This is a genomic window from Streptomyces sp. NPDC014656 (assembly GCF_043084305.1).
In the GTDB taxonomy this organism is placed as follows: Bacteria; Actinomycetota; Actinomycetes; order Streptomycetales; family Streptomycetaceae; genus Streptomyces.
Genome location: NZ_JBIBZN010000008.1, coordinates 53,257 through 69,205 on the forward strand (window position 1 = coordinate 53,257; position 15,949 = coordinate 69,205).

General features: G+C 75.3%; 13 protein-coding genes. 8 read left to right on the forward strand and 5 right to left on the reverse strand.

Annotated elements, in window-relative coordinates:
• Positions 1 to 97 precede the first annotated feature (97 nt).
• The 3 genes from ACF1ED_RS19410 to ACF1ED_RS19420 form a co-directional block, all read right to left on the reverse strand.
• Positions 98 to 1,444, reverse strand: coding sequence for an ABC transporter substrate-binding protein (locus ACF1ED_RS19410; protein ID WP_391761984.1), 1,347 nt, complete (start codon positions 1,442 to 1,444; stop codon positions 98 to 100).
• 58 nt (positions 1,445 to 1,502) lie between these two features.
• Entirely contained in the window at positions 1,503 to 2,711 is a 1,209-nt protein-coding gene (locus ACF1ED_RS19415) for an ROK family protein (protein WP_391761986.1), read from the reverse strand.
• 213 nt (positions 2,712 to 2,924) lie between these two features.
• Complete coding sequence (locus ACF1ED_RS19420; RefSeq protein ID WP_391761988.1) at positions 2,925 to 4,007, reverse strand: mechanosensitive ion channel family protein; 1,083 nt, start codon at positions 4,005 to 4,007, stop codon at positions 2,925 to 2,927.
• 240 nt (positions 4,008 to 4,247) lie between these two features.
• Between ACF1ED_RS19420 and ACF1ED_RS19425 the strand changes: the two genes are divergently transcribed.
• Positions 4,248 to 4,811 (forward strand): HNH endonuclease, encoded by a 564-nt coding sequence (locus ACF1ED_RS19425; protein ID WP_043230089.1) that lies wholly within the window; start codon positions 4,248 to 4,250, stop codon positions 4,809 to 4,811.
• Between the two features lie 68 nt (positions 4,812 to 4,879).
• On the opposite strand, the gene ACF1ED_RS19430 is transcribed toward ACF1ED_RS19425, so the two are convergent.
• On the reverse strand, positions 4,880 to 8,110 hold the full coding sequence (locus tag ACF1ED_RS19430) for a beta-N-acetylglucosaminidase domain-containing protein (protein WP_391762398.1): 3,231 nt from the start codon (positions 8,108 to 8,110) through the stop codon (positions 4,880 to 4,882).
• Positions 8,111 to 8,454: 344 nt separating this feature from the next.
• Here ACF1ED_RS19430 and ACF1ED_RS19435 point away from each other — a divergent pair, with 344 nt between their 5' ends.
• Genes ACF1ED_RS19435 through ACF1ED_RS19445 form a run of 3 tightly spaced genes read left to right on the forward strand, consistent with a single transcriptional unit; the run spans position 8,455 to position 11,034 of the window.
• Entirely contained in the window at positions 8,455 to 8,697 is a 243-nt protein-coding gene (locus ACF1ED_RS19435) for a hypothetical protein (protein WP_391762400.1), read from the forward strand.
• 1 nt (position 8,698) lies between these two features.
• On the forward strand, positions 8,699 to 10,786 hold the full coding sequence (gene malQ / locus ACF1ED_RS19440) for a 4-alpha-glucanotransferase (protein ID WP_391761991.1): 2,088 nt from the start codon (positions 8,699 to 8,701) through the stop codon (positions 10,784 to 10,786).
• 20 nt (positions 10,787 to 10,806) lie between these two features.
• The gene (locus tag ACF1ED_RS19445) at positions 10,807 to 11,034 is read left to right on the forward strand and encodes a hypothetical protein (protein ID WP_043230086.1); all 228 of its coding nucleotides are present in this window, start codon (positions 10,807 to 10,809) and stop codon (positions 11,032 to 11,034) included.
• 180 nt (positions 11,035 to 11,214) lie between these two features.
• Here the strand turns inward: ACF1ED_RS19445 and ACF1ED_RS19450 are convergent, their stop codons facing one another.
• Entirely contained in the window at positions 11,215 to 11,721 is a 507-nt protein-coding gene (locus ACF1ED_RS19450) for a MarR family winged helix-turn-helix transcriptional regulator (RefSeq protein WP_391761993.1), read from the reverse strand.
• A 138-nt stretch (positions 11,722 to 11,859) separates the two neighbouring features.
• Here ACF1ED_RS19450 and ACF1ED_RS19455 point away from each other — a divergent pair, with 138 nt between their 5' ends.
• From ACF1ED_RS19455 to alc, 4 genes are read left to right on the forward strand one after another with little or no spacing between them, the layout of a single operon-like run.
• Positions 11,860 to 12,828, forward strand: a complete 969-nt coding sequence (locus ACF1ED_RS19455) for an EamA family transporter (RefSeq protein ID WP_391761995.1) — start codon at positions 11,860 to 11,862, stop codon at positions 12,826 to 12,828.
• A gap of 5 nt (positions 12,829 to 12,833) precedes the next feature.
• Positions 12,834 to 13,763, forward strand: coding sequence for a DMT family transporter (locus tag ACF1ED_RS19460; RefSeq protein ID WP_391761997.1), 930 nt, complete (start codon positions 12,834 to 12,836; stop codon positions 13,761 to 13,763).
• Between the two features lie 24 nt (positions 13,764 to 13,787).
• Entirely contained in the window at positions 13,788 to 14,714 is a 927-nt protein-coding gene (locus ACF1ED_RS19465; protein ID WP_391761999.1) for a LysR family transcriptional regulator, read from the forward strand.
• Positions 14,715 to 14,772: 58 nt separating this feature from the next.
• A complete protein-coding gene (alc, locus tag ACF1ED_RS19470) occupies positions 14,773 to 15,897 on the forward strand; it encodes an allantoicase (RefSeq protein ID WP_391762001.1) in 1,125 nt (374 codons plus the stop codon).
• Positions 15,898 to 15,949: the final 52 nt, after the last annotated feature.

Genomic DNA, 15,949 nt, shown 5'->3' on the forward strand with positions numbered 1-15,949 from the left:
GTTGCGGCGGGCGGCGGAGGAGCCGGGGCCGGAGGCGGCCGGGGAGGCCGCCTCCGTCGCGGGCAGGGTGTCCGTGCTCATGGGCGGGGTCCGGCCGTCACTTCGCCGCGGCGATGTCGCGGTCGATCTGGGCGGCGGTGTCGGCGAGACCCTTCTTCAGGTCGGTGACCTGGCCCTTCTCGTACTGCTGGGCGAACTTCTGGAGGGTGTCCTGGTAGGCGGAGCCGTTCACAGCGCCGTCCGAGGTGGTGGACTTCGGGTGCCGGGCGATGTCGAGGAAGGTCTTGAAGCGGGCGTCGAACTTCAGGTCCGGGGACTTCAGGGCGTCCAGGGTGGAGGGGACGTTGCCGATGGCGTTGGCGAATCCCACGACGGCCTCGGTGTCCGTGGTCATGTACTTGACCAGCTCCCAGGCGGCGTTCTGCTTCTCGCTGCGCGGCGAGATGCCCATGATCGTGCCGGAGAGGTAGCCCTTGCCGTACTCGGCGGCCTCGTCGTCGGCGACGGGCAGCGGCGCGACGCCGACCTCGAAGGGCACCTTGGCGTCCTTGATGAAGTTCAGCCGCCACTCGCCGTCCAGCTGCATGGCGACCTGGCCGGTCTGGAAGGGGTGCTTGGCGCCCCACTCGTCGCCGAAGGTGGTGCGGTACTTGTCCAGCTTCTGGAAGCCGCCGAGCGCGTCCACCAGCGACTTCTGGTAGGTCATCATCTCGCCGAACGCCGGGTCGGAGGCCGCCGTCGACTTGCCGTCCTCGTCGAAGTAGCCGCCGTGGCTCCACTGCGACATGTAGTGCGAGACGACCGTCTCGTAGCCCAGGTAGTTCGGCATGAAGCCGAGCCGCTCGAAGGAGTCGCCCTTGGGCTTCGTCAGCTTCTTGGCGGCCTCGGTGAACTCGGACCAGGTCTTCGGCGGGGCCTCGGGGTCGAGGCCGGCCTCGCGGAAGGCGTCCTTGTTGTAGTAGAGGCCGTACGCGTCGGAGAGCAGCGGCAGCGTGCAGCGCTTGCCCTCGAACTGGGTGTAGTCCTGGAGGACCTTCGGGAAGATCTTGTCGAGGTCCAGCTTGTCCTTCTCGACGAAGGGCTTGAGGTCGGCGAGCGCGCCGGTGTGGCAGAACTTGCCGACGTTGGCCGTCGTGAAGGACGCGACCACGTCCGGACCGTTGGAGCCGCCCGCGCGCAGCGCCTGGCCGAGCTTGTCGTCGTTGATGTTGCCGACGACCTTCACCTTGATGTTCGGGTGGGCCTTGGTGAACCGGGCGACGTTCTCCTCGATCGCCTTGACCTCGGCCGGGGCCGACCAGCCGTGCCAGAAGGTGATCGTGGTCTCGGCCTTGGGGTCGTCGCCCGCCTTGTTGCCGGCGGAGCCGGTACAGGCGCCGGCGAGGAGGGCGACGGAGGCGGTGGCGGCGAGCGCGGCGACGGCTCTGCGCGGGCGTACGGGCATGGCGATGTCTCCCTGGGCGGGCGGAGGGTGAAAGGGGGGAAGAGGCGTGGGGCGGGGGTCAGCGCGAGGTGTCGAAGACCTCGTCGCGGGTGGTGGCGAGGGCGCTCTCCAGCGCCCCGCGCAGCACGGGTTCACGGGGGACGGCGGTCAGGACGAGTCGCGGCCGGGAGGCCGCGAGGTCGGCGAGCTCGGCCTGGACGCGGGCCCGCAGCGGTTCGCCGCCGGCGACGAGGACGTCTCCGGACAGCACGATCAGTTCGGGGTCGAGGACGGCGGTGAGGGAGGCGAGACCGGTGGCGAGCCGTTCGGCGTACCGGTCGAGCAGCCCCGCGTACGGCCCCTCGTCGGGGGTCTCGGCGGCCCGGGCGAGCAGCCCGGACGCCACCGGCACATAGGGGTGGTCGGGGGTGTCGATGCCGGCTTCGCGGGCGAGCCGGGGCACCGACTGGACGCCGGCGAGCTCCTGGAATCCGCCGGAGTTGGCCTTCGCGACCTGGCGGACCAGCGGGGTGCCGGGGACCGGCAGGAAGCCGACCTCGCCGGCGCCGCCGGTGAAGCCCCGGTGCAGCCGGCCGCCGAGGACGAGGGCGGCGCCGAGGCCCTCCTCGTTCCACAGCAGGACGAAGTCCTCGTGGCCGCGGGCGGCGCCGACGGCCCGCTCGGCGACGGCCACCAGGTTGACGTCGTTCTCGTACTCGAAGGGCATGGGCAGGACCGCGGCCAGCTCCTCCAGGAGGGTGGGGGAGTGCCAGCCGGGCAGGTGGGAGGCGTAGCGGAGCCGTCCGGTGGCCGGGTCGAAGGCGCCGGGGGTGCCGATGACCAGGCGCCGGACGCCGGCCCGGGTGAGCCCGGCGGCCTTGACGGCCCCGTCGAGGGCGTCGGTGACCTGCCGGACCACGCCTTCGCCGGTACGTCCTCCGGTGCGGAGCTCGTACTCGCCGGTGACGGTGCCGGTGATGTCGGCGACGGCGGCGCGGATGCGGTGCTGGTTGACGTCGAGTCCGGCGGCGTGGCCGGCGTCCGGGTTCAGCGCGTACAGCTGGGCGCTGGGACCGGGCCGGCCCTCGGTGGTGCCGGTGGCGCGGACCAGGCCGGCGGCTTCGAGGCGGGCGAGGAGCTGGGAGGCGGTCGGCTTGGACAGGCCGGTGAGCTTCCCGATCCGGGTCCGCGAGAGGGTGCCGTGCTCCAGGAGGAGGTCGAGCGCGGCGCGGTCGTTCATGGCCCGCAGGACGCGCGGGGTGCCAGGGGTTCCCTGGATGCCTGCCATGACCTTCGCACCTGCCCTCTTCGACGCTGGGAGGTTCATTCTGGCGCCTGGCGGCGACCGTTCCTCCCACCACACTGTTAGGAAAGTTTCCTATCCGGTGGGAGGACGGTAGGACGACCGCCACCGGGCCGTCAATACCCGTGAACGCGAGACGCCCCCGGCGGCAACCGAAGCGTTACCGGCGGGGGCGTCGAGGCCCGAGGGGGACGGGGGTCAGGGCTTGGAGAGGTCCGTCCTCGGCAGCGGGGTGGCCGCCGCCGACTGGGGCGAGGCCGCGTTCGAGAAGACCGAGGGGGCGGCCATGCCCGCCGTCGGATCGGCCGCCGCCTCCTCCGCCTGCGCGGGCAGCCCGCCGACGATCCGGATGCCGGCCTCGTCCAGGCCCCGCTTGATCCGCCAGCGCAGCTCGCGCTCCACGCCCAGCTTCTTGCCCGGCATCGTCTTCGCCGAGACCCGGACCGTCATCGAGTCGAGGAGCACCTCGGTCAGACCGAGCACCTCCACCGGGCCCCACAGCCGCTCGTTCCACGGCTCGGCCTCGGCCATCGACTCGCCCGCCGCCGCGATCACGGCCCGCACCTTGTCCAGGTCCTCCGTCGGCCGGACCGTCACGTCCACCGCCGCCGTCGCCCAGCCCTGGCTGAGGTTCCCTATCCGCTTGATCTCGCCGTTGCGCACGTACCAGATCTCGCCGTCGATCCCGCGCAGCTTCGTCACGCGCAGCCCCACCTCGACGACCTCGCCGGAGGCCACGCCCGCGTCGACCGAGTCACCGACGCCGTACTGGTCCTCCAGGATCATGAAGACGCCGGAGAGGAAGTCCGTCACCAGGTTCCGCGCGCCGAAGCCGATCGCCACGCCGGCCACACCGGCCGAGGCGAGCAGCGGCGCCAGATCGATGTCGAAGGCGCCCAGCACCATCAGCCCGGCGGTGCCCAGGATCAGGAACGACGCCACCGACCGCAGCACCGAACCGATCGCCTCGGAGCGCTGCCTCCGGCGCTCCGCGTTGACGAGCAGTCCGCCGAGCGCCGTCCCCTCCACCGCCTGGGCGGAGCGGTTCATCCGCTCGATCAGCTTCGTCAGGGCGCGCCGGACGGCCCACCGCAGCATCAGGGCGACGACCACGATCAGCAGGATGCGCAGACCGGTGTTGAGCCAGGTGGACCAGTTCTCCTCCACCCAGCTCGCCGCGTTGGTGGCCTTCTCCGCCGCCTCGTCCAGAGACACCGGGATGGGCTCGGGTTCGGTGGCGGCCGCCAGGACGGACCAGGACACGGGACAACCTCCAGGCATCGCGTACGCAGGCCATCCACCCTAACGGGGCACCGGGCGTGCACCCGTTGCCCTGTTCGAGGGAGAGACCGACCTCACCCGGGCACATACCCGGAAGACATGCCGGTGTGGTCGAGAACACGTCCGCCGCGCCCCCCGCGATCGTGGGAACGTGGTGGCGCTCCGACCAGGCATGAGGAGAGACTGAGAGCAGTTCGTCCCGGCGCGAGCCACGCGCCGCCGGCGCCATAGGAGGCATCCGTGCCGCATGTCCTGGTCCTCAACGCGTCGTACGAGCCCCTGGGCGTCGTACCGCTCCGCCGCGCACTCGTCCTCGTTCTGGAGAACAAGGCCCTCTGCATCGAGGAGTCCGGCGCCTTCCTGCACAGCGAGCATCAGATCGTCCCCGCGCCCAGCGTGGTACGGCTGAAGCGCTTCGTGCGGGTCCCCTACCGGGGGCCCGTTCCCCTGACCCGCAGGGCCCTCTTCGCACGCGACGGCGGGCGCTGCATGTACTGCGGGGGAGTGGCGACCAGCGTCGACCACGTCATCCCGCGCAGCAGGGGAGGGACGCACGCCTGGGAGAACGTGGTGGCGGCCTGCCGCCGCTGCAACCACCTCAAGGCCGACAAGCACCTGCGGGAGATCGGCTGGCGGCTGCGCCACCAGCCCGCGCCGCCGACCGGCCTGGCCTGGCGGATCATCGGGACCGGACACCGGGACCCACGGTGGCTGCCCTACCTCACGCCGTACGGCGCCGAGGACGCGATGGCCCGGATCGACTCCGTCGCCGACACCCCCGCGGGGGCGTTGACGACCGGCTGAGATCCGGGCCTTCCGCGTTCCCGGCCCGGCCCGGCCCGGACGGGGTACGCAGGCGAGGGCGCCGCCGCTCAGGGGGCGGCGCCCTCCTCCGGCGCGTCCGTCTCCGGTCCGTCGTTGTCCGGCGCCTTCGTCTCCGGCCCGTCCTTCTCCGGCGCCTTCGTCTCCGGCCCGCCCTTCTCCGGTCCGTCCTTCTCCGGCGCCCTCGTGTCCGTGGTGCCCTCCGGCCGCGGCGTCACCGCGTACGTCTCCACCGACCAGAGCGAGTAGCCGTACGGGGTCGCCCGCTTCTCGCCCTGCACCCGCAGGAAGCGGGTGTCCGCCGCGTCCATCCGCACCGACTCCCGGCCGCCCCGCCCGTCCGTCACGGTCGCCGCGGTCCGCCAGTTCCGGCCGTCGGCCGAGACCTGCACCCGGTAGCGGGAGGCGTGCGCGTCCTGCCAGTGCAGCACCACCTGCCCTATCCGGGCCGGTTCGGCCAGCTCCAGCTGGAACCAGGCCCCGTCCTCCGCCGGCGAGGACCAGCGGGTCGCCGGATCGCCGTCCACCGCCAGCGCGGCCGGGAAGTCCGCCGTCTCGTCGCCGGAGGAGGAGGCCGTCGCCGTCCGGGCCAGGTCCGGGCCGCCGGCGCGCGGGAAGACCCGCACCGTCAGCACCCGCTCCTCGCCCGCGAACGCCACCGGCACCCGGTACTCCCCGGTCGGCGTGTCCGCCGCCGCCGACACCTCCATCGGCACCGTCGTCGTGCCGCCGCGCTCCACCGCGGCCTCCTCCGGCAGCCGTACGGAGATCCCCTTCGGCGCCCGCGCCGTCAGCGGGCCCCGCACCTCGGCCGCCCGCCGCCCCGTCAGCTCCAGCTCCACCCGGCCCGCCGGGCCGCCGGCCTCCAGGTCCGCCGAGGCCCGGGACAGCTCCAGGCCGGCCTTCGGGCCGTCCGCGAACCACGGCACCAGCGACCGCACGTCGGGCGCCGGGCCCCCGCCGTCCCAGACGATCCGCAGCGCCTCGGCGCGCAGCCCCTTCAGCTCGGTCTGCGTCCAGCCCGAGGAGTCCAGCGGGCCCAGCGGCCGCCAGCCCTCGCCCGTCACATACGCCTCCACGCGCGCGCGTGCGGCCTGCTCGGCGCCGGGCTCCCAGCCGCCGGCGGACCCGGCCGGGGTCTTCCCGGTCAGCACCGTCACCGACTCCACCGGACGCGAGCGGTCCAGCTTCACCGTGTACGAGCCGGTGGCCCGGTCCACCGGTCGCTCCGGCTCCCGGTCGGCGCCCGTCCAGGCCGCCGCCTCCTTCACCGCCCGGTCCAGGAAGGGGTCGAGGACCCCGTCGCCGACCGTCGCCCCGCTCGCCGCGAGCCGCGGCCGCAGCGGCTCCAGGCGCAGCTGCGCCTGCCAGGCCGCGGGCCCGTCCCCGCGCGCCTGCGCGAGGAGCATGTCGACGGCCGCCTCGCCCGCCGCCCCGTACCGCCCCAGCTGCTCCAGCCAGGGCCCCGACTCGGCGCGCAGGGCGCCGTCCGCCGTGCCGGCCAGCCGCTCCGGCGCCTCCCGCATCACGGTGAAGGCGGCCCGCAGCTCGGCGCCCGCCTTCTCCCGCGCCGCCGCCGGGCCTCCGGCCCGGGCCGACCAGAAGGCGCTCATCAGGGGCTTGAGGCCGGCCGACTCGGCGTCCGGGGCGAGGAGCGACGAGGCCGCGTTCCCGGCCAGGGCGCCGAGCGCCGCCCGCGCGGCCGGCCCGGGGCCCGCGAGGTCGGCGACGGCCGCCCGCCAGGACTCCCCGGGCCGGTAGCCGCGCGGGTTCCAGGCGAAGTCGGCGGTGGTGAAGAGCGGGATCCGGGAGGCGGCCGGCTGCTCCATCGCGTGCGCCAGATAGGCGGCGGAACCGGCCGCCACCGCCGGCTCCCGGCCCCGGGTGGGCCCCAGGAAGAGCCGGTCCTGCGCGTAGTCGTTCACCGGGTAGTTGTCCATGGTGACCAGCGGGCGCTGCCCCAGGGCCGCCCGCACCCCGGCCAGTTCGGTGCCGGTGATGGTGCGCGGCACCACCCCGACGCCCGTCCACGCCACCCGCACGCGCGGGTCCAGGGCCTCCGCGAGCGCCGAGCGGTACTCGCTGGTGCCCTCCTGGTAGTACTCCGTCGGCAGCACCGTCAGCGGCTCGGCGTCCGCCCGGCGCCCGGCCAGGTGCCGGGCGACCGTGTTCGCCACGCGCGCGTGCGCCCGGGCCGCGCCCGCCGCGTCCCGCCCGAAGGCGTCGGCGTCCTCGTCGCAGGCCCACTCGCCGTACCCGGCATCGGGGAACTGGAGCTGGAAGGAGCGGAAGCCGAGCTCCGCCATCGCGTCCAGCTTCCGCGTCAGCGCCGCCACGTCCGCGTCCGAGGACAGGCACATCGACTGCGCGGGCGCCACCGCCCAGCCCAGCGTCACGTGCCGGGCCCGGGCCCGCTCGGCCAGCGCGCGGAACCCGGCCCGCTGCGCCTCCGGGTAGGGCTCGCGCCACTGCGCCGCCCGATACGGGTCGTCACCCGGCGCGTACAGATAGCGGTTCTGCTTGGTGCGGCCCAGGAAGTCGACCATCGCCAGGCGCTGCCCGGTCGTCCACGGCGTGCCGTAGAAGCCCTCCGCGATCCCCCGCTCGGCGGTGCCCGGCCAGTCCCGGACGACGACGCCCGGCACCTCGCCGCCGAGGCCGTCCGGCCCCTCGCCCAGGAGCTGCCGGAGCGTCTGCACGGCGTGGAAGAGCCCGTCCCCGCCGGCCCCGTCCAGCACCACCGTGTCCCGCCCGCCGAAGCGGCCGGTGGCCAGCCGGTAGCCGCCGTCCGGCAGATCGGCCCGCTCGGCCACCCCGAAGGACGCCAGCGCCTCCTGCGCCGCCTCCCCCGAGGGACCCGAGACCCGGATCACCGGACCGGCGCCCGGCAGCCCCTCGCGCACGCTCCGCACCCCGGCGCCGGCGAGCAGTTCCCGCAGCGCCGCGAGGGCGTACGGATCGGCGTCCTCGTCCGCGACCAGGGTGACCCGCTCGCCGAGGCGCACGGCCGGCCCGGCGGCCGTCAGCGACTGCGGCCGGGGCCACACGGCGGGCACCGCCGCCGCCACGCGCGGGGAGCCGGTCCGGGGCGCGGGCACGGCCGGGCTCGCGGCGGGCCCGGTGGGGGCCTTCGCGGGCTTCGGGGGGGAGGCGGCCGGGCCGGGCGCGGTCACGGGCGGCGGGACGGCGCCCGCCGAGCCGGGCACGGCCCCGCCGAGGAGGCCGCCGATGACGGCGGCGGCGACCGCGGTCGCCGTACGCGGGCCGCGGCCCGGACGCACGGGGGTCACGGGGTCTCCCTTCGCCGGGGCCGGGACCCGCCGGGTCGTCAGGGGCGGGCCCCGCCCGGCCGGTTGGTCACGAGCGGGTTACGACCCCACCACCCGTCGCACGCAGGTGTCAATCCACCGGGGCGAAGTGTCGGCTTTGCCCGGCGAAGCACCGGCGAGCTGTCGCCCTTTCGCCGCGTTCCCCCGGTAAAAGGGGCAAAGGGAGGTGTGGTGGGTAGGGCTATCACTCGTCGCACCCACGGCCGGGCGGCCACCCGCCGCCCGGCCGGCCACCACGTCGAGACGAGACCCGGGAGACCCCCGTGACCACGACCGCCCGCCACCTCTCCGGACGGATACGGATCCCACGCCAGGCCGCGCCCGGCGGCGCCCCGCCGGCCGCCGGACCGGCACCGGCCGACCCCGCGCCGCTCACCAGCGAGCCCCCGTGCGCCGACCTCGCGCCGCTGACCAGCGAGCCCCCGCTCGCCGGCGCCGCGCCCCTCACCAGCGAGCCGCCCCTCACCGGCGCCGCCCCCCTCACCAGCGAGCCCGCCGCCCCAGGAGGCCGGTGCGGCACGGAGTCCCCCGGAGTGTGAAGTGACCCTGGCCCGCCTCGCCGCCCGTCACGGCGTCGCCACCGCGTTCAGCCCGTCCGAGGGCGTCACCGTGCCCGTGCCCGAGGCCACCGTGGTCGCGGTGCTCGGCGCCCTCGGGGTCGACGCGACCACCCCGGAGGCGGTCGCCGCCTCCCTCGGCGCGGCGGAGCGGGCCGACCGGGAGCGCCTGCTCCCGCCCACCCTGGTCCGGCACACCGGCGGCGACCCGGTGCGCCCGCCGGACGGACTGCCCGGCGGGACCCTGCTCCGCGTCACCACCGAGACCGGCGAGGTCCGCACCGGCGACGACTGGGAGCGGCTGCCGCTCGGCGTGCACACCGTGGACGCCGAGGCGCCCGACGGGCGCACCGCCCGGGCCACCCTGATCGTCGCCCCCGCGCGCGTGCCGGCCCCGGCCACCCGCGCGTACGGCCTGCTCGTCCAGCTCTACTCGCTGCTCTCCGAGCGCTCCTGGGGCATGGGCGACCTCGGCGACCTGCGCGAGCTCGTCTCCTGGGCGGGCCGCGCGCACGGCGCCGGCTTCGTCCAGGTCAACCCGCTGCACGCGGGCGTGCCCGGGGCGCCCTGCGATCCCTCGCCGTACCGCCCCTCCTCCCGGCGCTTCCCCGACCCCGTCCACCTGCGGATCGAGCGGATCCCCGAGTACGCCCACCTGGACCCCGGGCGGCGCGAGGAGATGGACGGGATCCTCGCCTCCGCCGCCGAGCTCCGCGAGAGCGTCCTGGCCAAGGGCACCGCGGTCGACCGGGACGCCGTCTGGGCGCTCAAGCTCCGCGCCCTGGAGCTCCTCGCCACGGTCGGGGCGGGACCCGGCCGGCGGGCCGAGCACCACGACTTCCTCGCCGAGCGCGGCCGCGCCCTGGAGGACCACGCCACCTACCAGGCGCTGGCCGAACTCCACGGCCCGCACTGGCGCTCCTGGCCCGAGCCGCTGCGCACCCCGGACGGCGCCGCGGCGGCCGTCCGCGCCGACGCGGCGCTGGCCGCCCGGGTGGACTTCCACTGCCGTCTCGCCTGGCTGACGGACCGGCAGCTCGGCGAGGCGGCCGAGGCGGCGCGGGAGGCCGGGATGGCGGTCGGGCTCGTCCACGACCTGGCCGTCGGCGTGCACCCGGAGGGCTCCGACGTCTGGGCCCGGCAGGGCGACTTCGCCGCCGGGATGTCGGTCGGCGCCCCGCCCGACGCCTTCAACTCCCGGGGCCAGGACTGGGGCCTGCCGCCGTGGCGCCCCGACGCCCTCGCCGCCGCCGGGTACGCGCCGTACCGCGGCCTGCTGCGCGAACTCCTGCGTCACGCGGGCGCGCTGCGCATCGACCACGTGATGGGCCTGTTCCGGCTCTGGTGGGTGCCGGAGGGCCGGGAGCCCACCGAGGGCACCTACGTCCGGTACGACGCCGAGGCGATGCTGGCCGTCCTCGTCCTGGAGGCGCACCGGGCCGGCGCCCTCGTCGTCGGCGAGGACCTGGGCACCGTCGAGCCGGGCGTCCGCGAAGCGCTCGCCGCGCGCGGGGTGTTCGGCACCTCCGTGCTCTGGTTCGAGCGGGACTGGGCGGGCGGCGGCGCCCCGCTGCCGCCCGAGGCGTGGCGGGCCGACTGCGTGGCCACCCTCACCACCCACGACCTGCCCCCCACCGCCGCCCGGCTCTCCGGCGACCACGTGGTGCTGCGGCACCGGCTGGGCCTGCTCGCCGGCGACCTGGTGCGCGAGCGGGCCGCCGACGCGGCGGAGACGGCCGAGTGGCGCGGCGTCCTCCAGCGGCTCGGGCTGCTTCCCGAGGGGCCGGGCGGCGAGGAGGCCGAGGTCCGGGCCCTGCACCGCTTCCTGGCCCGCACCCCGGCCCGGATGGTGGGGGTCTGGCTGCCGGACCTGGTGGGGGACCGTCGGCCGCAGAACCTGCCGGGCACCTGGGACGAGTACCCCAACTGGCGGCTGCCGGTCGCGGGCCCCGACGGGCAGCCGCTCACCCTGGAGCGGATCGCCGCCTCGCCCCGCGCGCACGCGCTGCTGCGGACCGCCGCGGAGGGGGTCGGAGCCCGTACGGCACCCCCGGGCGCGCGGGCCGTTTAGGTGTTCGCTACTTTTGCACCGTGGACAAGAAGAACGCCCTGCGCGCCGGCGCCGTCGCGGCCGGTACGACGCTGATGATGCTGCTCATGTCGTCCCCCGCGCTCGCGCTGACCCGCGACGACGGTGACGACCCGGCCCCCAAGCTGGAGGTCATCGAGACCCTCGGCCTGTTCGTTGCCGCCCCGTTGGTGCTGTTCCTGGTCATCACCGGTCTGGTGATGGTCCTCGACAAGTCCAAGAAGGCGTGACCCGCGGGAGGCCCCGCCGCCTCCCGTGACCGTACTCCGAGGGCGCCGCCCGGCCACACCGGCCGTGCGGCGCCCTCGCACGTCCGCGCGCGGCCCGCGCGGCCGCCGTGCCCGGCCGTCAGGCGCGCCCGAAGCGCGCCCGCCCGGCCGCCCGGCGCGCCGGAGACGCGGCCCCGCGCGTCACGCCGTCGTCGCGAGCAGCTTCCGCAGGAGTCCGGCCAGCTGCTCCGCCTCCTCCTCGGTCAGCGCCGACTCCAGGGCCTCGCGCTGCCGTTCCAGGCCCGCGCCGACCGCCCGGTCCACCAGCTCGCGGCCGCGCCCGGTGAGCGTGACGCGCAGTCCGCGCCGGTCGTTCGGGTCGGGGCTGCGGGTGAGCAGCCCGGCCTTCTCCAGCTTGTCCAGCCGGCCGGTCATCCCGCCGGTGGTGATCATCAGGGTGGCGGTCAGCTCGCGCGGGGAGAGCGTGTACGGCTCCCCGGACCGGCGCAGGGTCGCGAGCACGTCGAACTCCCCGAGCGCCATGCCGTAGGGCGCGTACGCCTTGTCCACCTTGCCGCGCATGGCGGCGGCCAGCCGGTAGATCCGCCCGAAGACCGCCATGGGGAGGGTGTCCAGGTCGGGGCGGACCGCCGCCCACTGGTCGGTGATGGCGTCGACGGCGTCGTGCGCCGGGGGCTGCGTCTTCATGACCTCAGTGTTCCGCCCTTCCCCGGTCGATGGCAAGAAAGCCACTTGCAAGTAAGTAGCTTAGTGCTAAGTTAATTACCGCCAAGCCAGTCGTGCTCCGGTCCACCGGAGCCGCACCGCTTCAGGGGGAGTCCTGCCATGTCCCGCAAGGCCGCCGTCGTCGCGCTCACCGCCCTCGCCCCGATCTCCTGGGGCTCGACCTACTTCGTCACCACCGAGTTCCTGCCGCCCGACCGGCCCCTCTTCACCGGCCTCGTGCGGGCCCTGCCGGCTGGCCTCCTGCTCCTCGCCCTGACCCGCAAGCTCCCGAGCGGCGCCTGGTGGTGGAAGTCGGCGGTCCTCGGCGCCCTCAACATCGGGGCCTTCTTCCCGCTGCTCTTCCTCGCCGCCTACCGGCTGCCCGGCGGCGTCGCCGCCGTCGTCGGCTCCGTCGGCCCGCTCTTCGTCGTCGGCCTCGCCGCCCTCCTCCTCGGCGAGAAGCCCGCCGTGCGGACCCTGCTCACCGCCGTCGCCGCGGCCTTCGGCGTCAGCCTCGTCGTGCTCAAGGCCGGTGCCGCCTTCGACCCGATCGGCGTGGGCGCCGGACTCCTCTCCTCCCTCTCGATGTCCGCGGGCGTCGTCCTCACCAAGCGCTGGGGCCGCCCCGAGGGCGTCGGCGCCCTCGCCCTCACCGGCTGGCAGCTCACCGCCGGCGGCCTGGTCATCCTCCCGATCGCCTTCCTGGCCGAGGGCGCCCCGCCCGCCCTCACCGGCACCCACCTCGCCGGCTACGCCTACCTCGCCCTCGGCAACACCGCGATCTCCTACTTCCTCTGGTTCCGCGGCATCGAGCGGCTGAGCGCCTCCTCGGTCACCCTCCTCGGCCCGCTCTCCCCGATCACCGCCGCCGTCATCGGCTGGGCCGCCCTCGGCCAGGCCCTCGGCCCCGTGCAGGTGCTCGGCATGGCGATCGCCTTCGGCGCCACCCTGGCGGGCCAGCTGGCCCCCGCGAAGCCCGCCCCGGCCGCCCCCGCCCCCACTGCCACCGCTCCGGAATCGTTCAGCCCTACTGAAAAGAACGGTCAGGAAGTTTCGATGGACCTGGAGGTTTCGGGAGTGCGACGGTAGGCCGCATGACCCTCACGACAGCCCGCCACCCGACCGCACCCGAAGAAGCCACCCGGAGACCGGCGCCCGCCAGGGGCGCCGGTCCCGGCCTGCTCCTCGCCCTCCTCGCCACCGTCGTCTGGTCCGGCAGCTTCGTCGCCACCCGCGACATGGCCGACTCCGTCCCGCCCGTCCAGGCGGTCTTCTGGCGCTGGGTCATCGCCCTGCTCGCCGTCGCCCCCCTCGCCGCCCGCCCCTTCTGGCGGCAGCGCGCGCTCCTCCGCCGGCACCTCGGCTTCACCGCCCTGGCCTCGCTGTTCGGCGTCGCCCTCTACAACACCCTCGTCCACCAGGCCGGCCTCACCACCTCCGCCACCAACATGGGCATGATCATGGCCGCCTCCCCGGTGATCATGGCGGTCTACGCCCGCCTCGGCGGCGAACGGCTCGGCGCCCGCCGGCTCCTCGGCATGGCCGTCGCCGTCCTCGGCGTGCTCCTCCTCGTCGGCAGGGGCTCCCTCACGGTCGACCCCGCCCCCGGCGACCTGTGGATGTTCGCCGCCGCCCTCTCCTTCGCCTCCTACAGCGCCCTCCTCAAGCGCCGGCCCCCGGAGATCGACGGACTCGCCTTCCTCTTCACCACCTTCGTGCTCGGCGCGCTCATGCTCGCCCCCGCCTACGCCGTCTCCCTCGCCGTCCAGGGCGGCTTCCCCGCCGTCCCCGCCACCGTCGGCCCGCTGCTCTACGTCGGCGTGCTCTCCTCCGCCGTCGCCTTCTTCTGCTGGAACAAGGCGGTCTCCCTGATCGGCGCGGCCCGCGCCGGAGTTGTCTACCACCTCCAGCCGGTCTGCGTCGCCCTGCTGTCGTACCCCCTCCTCGGCGAGGAGCCGGGCCTGACCGGGGGCGCCTGCATGGCCCTCATCCTCGGCGGAGTGGCACTGAGCTCCTCCCGCTAGCCCGGGCCGGATATGTTGCGCCCCATGACCGAGTGGGACATCAAGAAGCTGCACATCCTGCGCACCCTGCGGGACCGGGGCACCGTCACCGCCACCGCGGAGACCCTGCTCATGACCCCCTCGGCCGTCTCCCAGCAGCTCACCAACCTCGCCCGCCAGCTCGGCGTGCCGCTCCTGGAGGCCCACGGGCGGCGCGTCCGGCTCACCGACGCCGCCCACCTCGTCCTGCGCCACGCCGAGGCGGTCTTCGCCCAGCTGGAGCGCGCCGACGCCGAACTCGACGGCTATCTGCGCGGCGAGGCGGGCCAGGTCCGCGTCGCGGCCTTCTCGACCTCCGTGCCCGCCCTCCTCGTCCCCGCCGTACGGCAGCTCCGCGCCGCCCACCCCGGGCTCGGCGTCCGCATCCGGGAGGCCGAGGCGGGGGAGGCGTACGAACTGCTCGGCGCCGGCGAGGCCGACCTCGCGCTCTCGCTCGCCGCCCACGCGCCCACCGCGCGCGACCCGAAGTTCAGCCGGGTGCCGCTGCTCGCCGACCCCCTCGACGTCGCCCTGCCCGCGGGCCACCCGCTCGCCGGCGCCCCCGGCCTGCGCCTCGCCGACCTCGCCGCCGAGCCCTGGATCTTCGGCGGCTCGGGGCCCTGGTCCGAGATCACCACCGCCGCCTGCGAGGCGGCCGGCTTCGTGCCCGAGCAGGCCCACAGCGCCTCCGGCTGGACCGCGATCCTCGCCATGGTCGAGGCGGGGCTCGGCATCGCCCTCGTGCCCCGGATGGCCGCCGCGGACCGCCGCCCCGGCGCCGGCGTCGTCATGCGGGTCCTCTCCGCCGACCAGCCCCGCCGCCACGTCGTCGCGGCCGTCCGGCGCGGCGCGGAGGAGGCCCCGGCGCTGGCCCGGGTCCTCGCGGCGCTGCGCCAGGTCGCCGTGGAGCGGGAGAACGTTCAGCAGGGCTGAAAAGACCTGTCGAAAACATTCGATGGACCCCGGTCCCGCGGCGCGGGACAGTCGGACCATGACCGCCATCGAGGACACCCAGGACCCGCACGCCAACGACGCCGCCCCGTACGCCGGAGGCGACCCGTACGCCGACTACCGCACCGGCGACTTCCCCTTCACCGAGCTGGTCGACCTCGCCGACCGCCGCCTCGGCGCCGGCGTCGTCGCGGCCAACGACGAGTTCTTCGCCGAGCGCGAGAACCTGCTCGTCCGCGAGCGGGCCGTCTTCGACCCGGAGCACTTCGGCCACAAGGGCAAGATCATGGACGGCTGGGAGACCCGCCGCCGCCGCGGCGCCGACGCCGAGAACGTCTTCCCCGCCCCCGAGGACCACGACTGGGCGATCGTCCGCCTCGGCGCCCCCGGCGTCATCAGGGGCCTGATCGTCGACACCGCCCACTTCCGCGGCAACTACCCGCAGAAGGTCAGCGTCCAGGCCACCGCCGTCGAAGGCAGCCCGAGCCCCGAGGAACTGCTCGACGCCAAGTGGGAGGAGCTCGTCCCGCCCACCCCCGTCCGCGGCCACGCCGCCAACGGCTTCGCGATCGACGGCGACCGCCGCTGGACCCACGTCCGCCTCTGCCAGCACCCGGACGGCGGCGTCGCCCGCCTCCGCGTCCACGGCGAGGTGCTGCCCGACCCCGAGTGGCTGGGCCTCCTCGGCACGATCGACCTGCTCTCCGTCCTCAACGGCGGGTCGTACGAGGACGCCTCCGACAAGTTCTACTCCTCGCCGACGCAGATCATCCTGCCCGGCACCTCCCGCAAGATGGACGACGGCTGGGAGAACCGCCGCCGTCGCGTGCGCGGCACCAACGACTGGGTCCGCTTCCGTCTCCCCGCCCAGGGCGCCGTCCGCGCCGTCGAGATCGACACCGCCTACCTCAAGGGCAACTCGGCCGGCTGGATCGCCCTCCAGGGCCGCAACGGCGAGTCCGGCGAGTGGTTCGAGATCATTCCGCGCACCCGCCTCCAGCCCGACACCCCGCACCGCTTCACGCTCGCCGCCCAGGCGGTCGTCACCCACGTGCGCCTCGACGCCTTCCCCGACGGCGGCGTCGCCCGCATGCGCCTGCACGGCTCCCTGACCGAGGAGGGCGCCGCCGACCTGCGCGCCCGCTTCGACCGCGCGAGCCGGTAGCCGCCCCCGCACACGGCGAAGGGGCGCCTCCGTGGGGGAGGGCGCCCCTTCG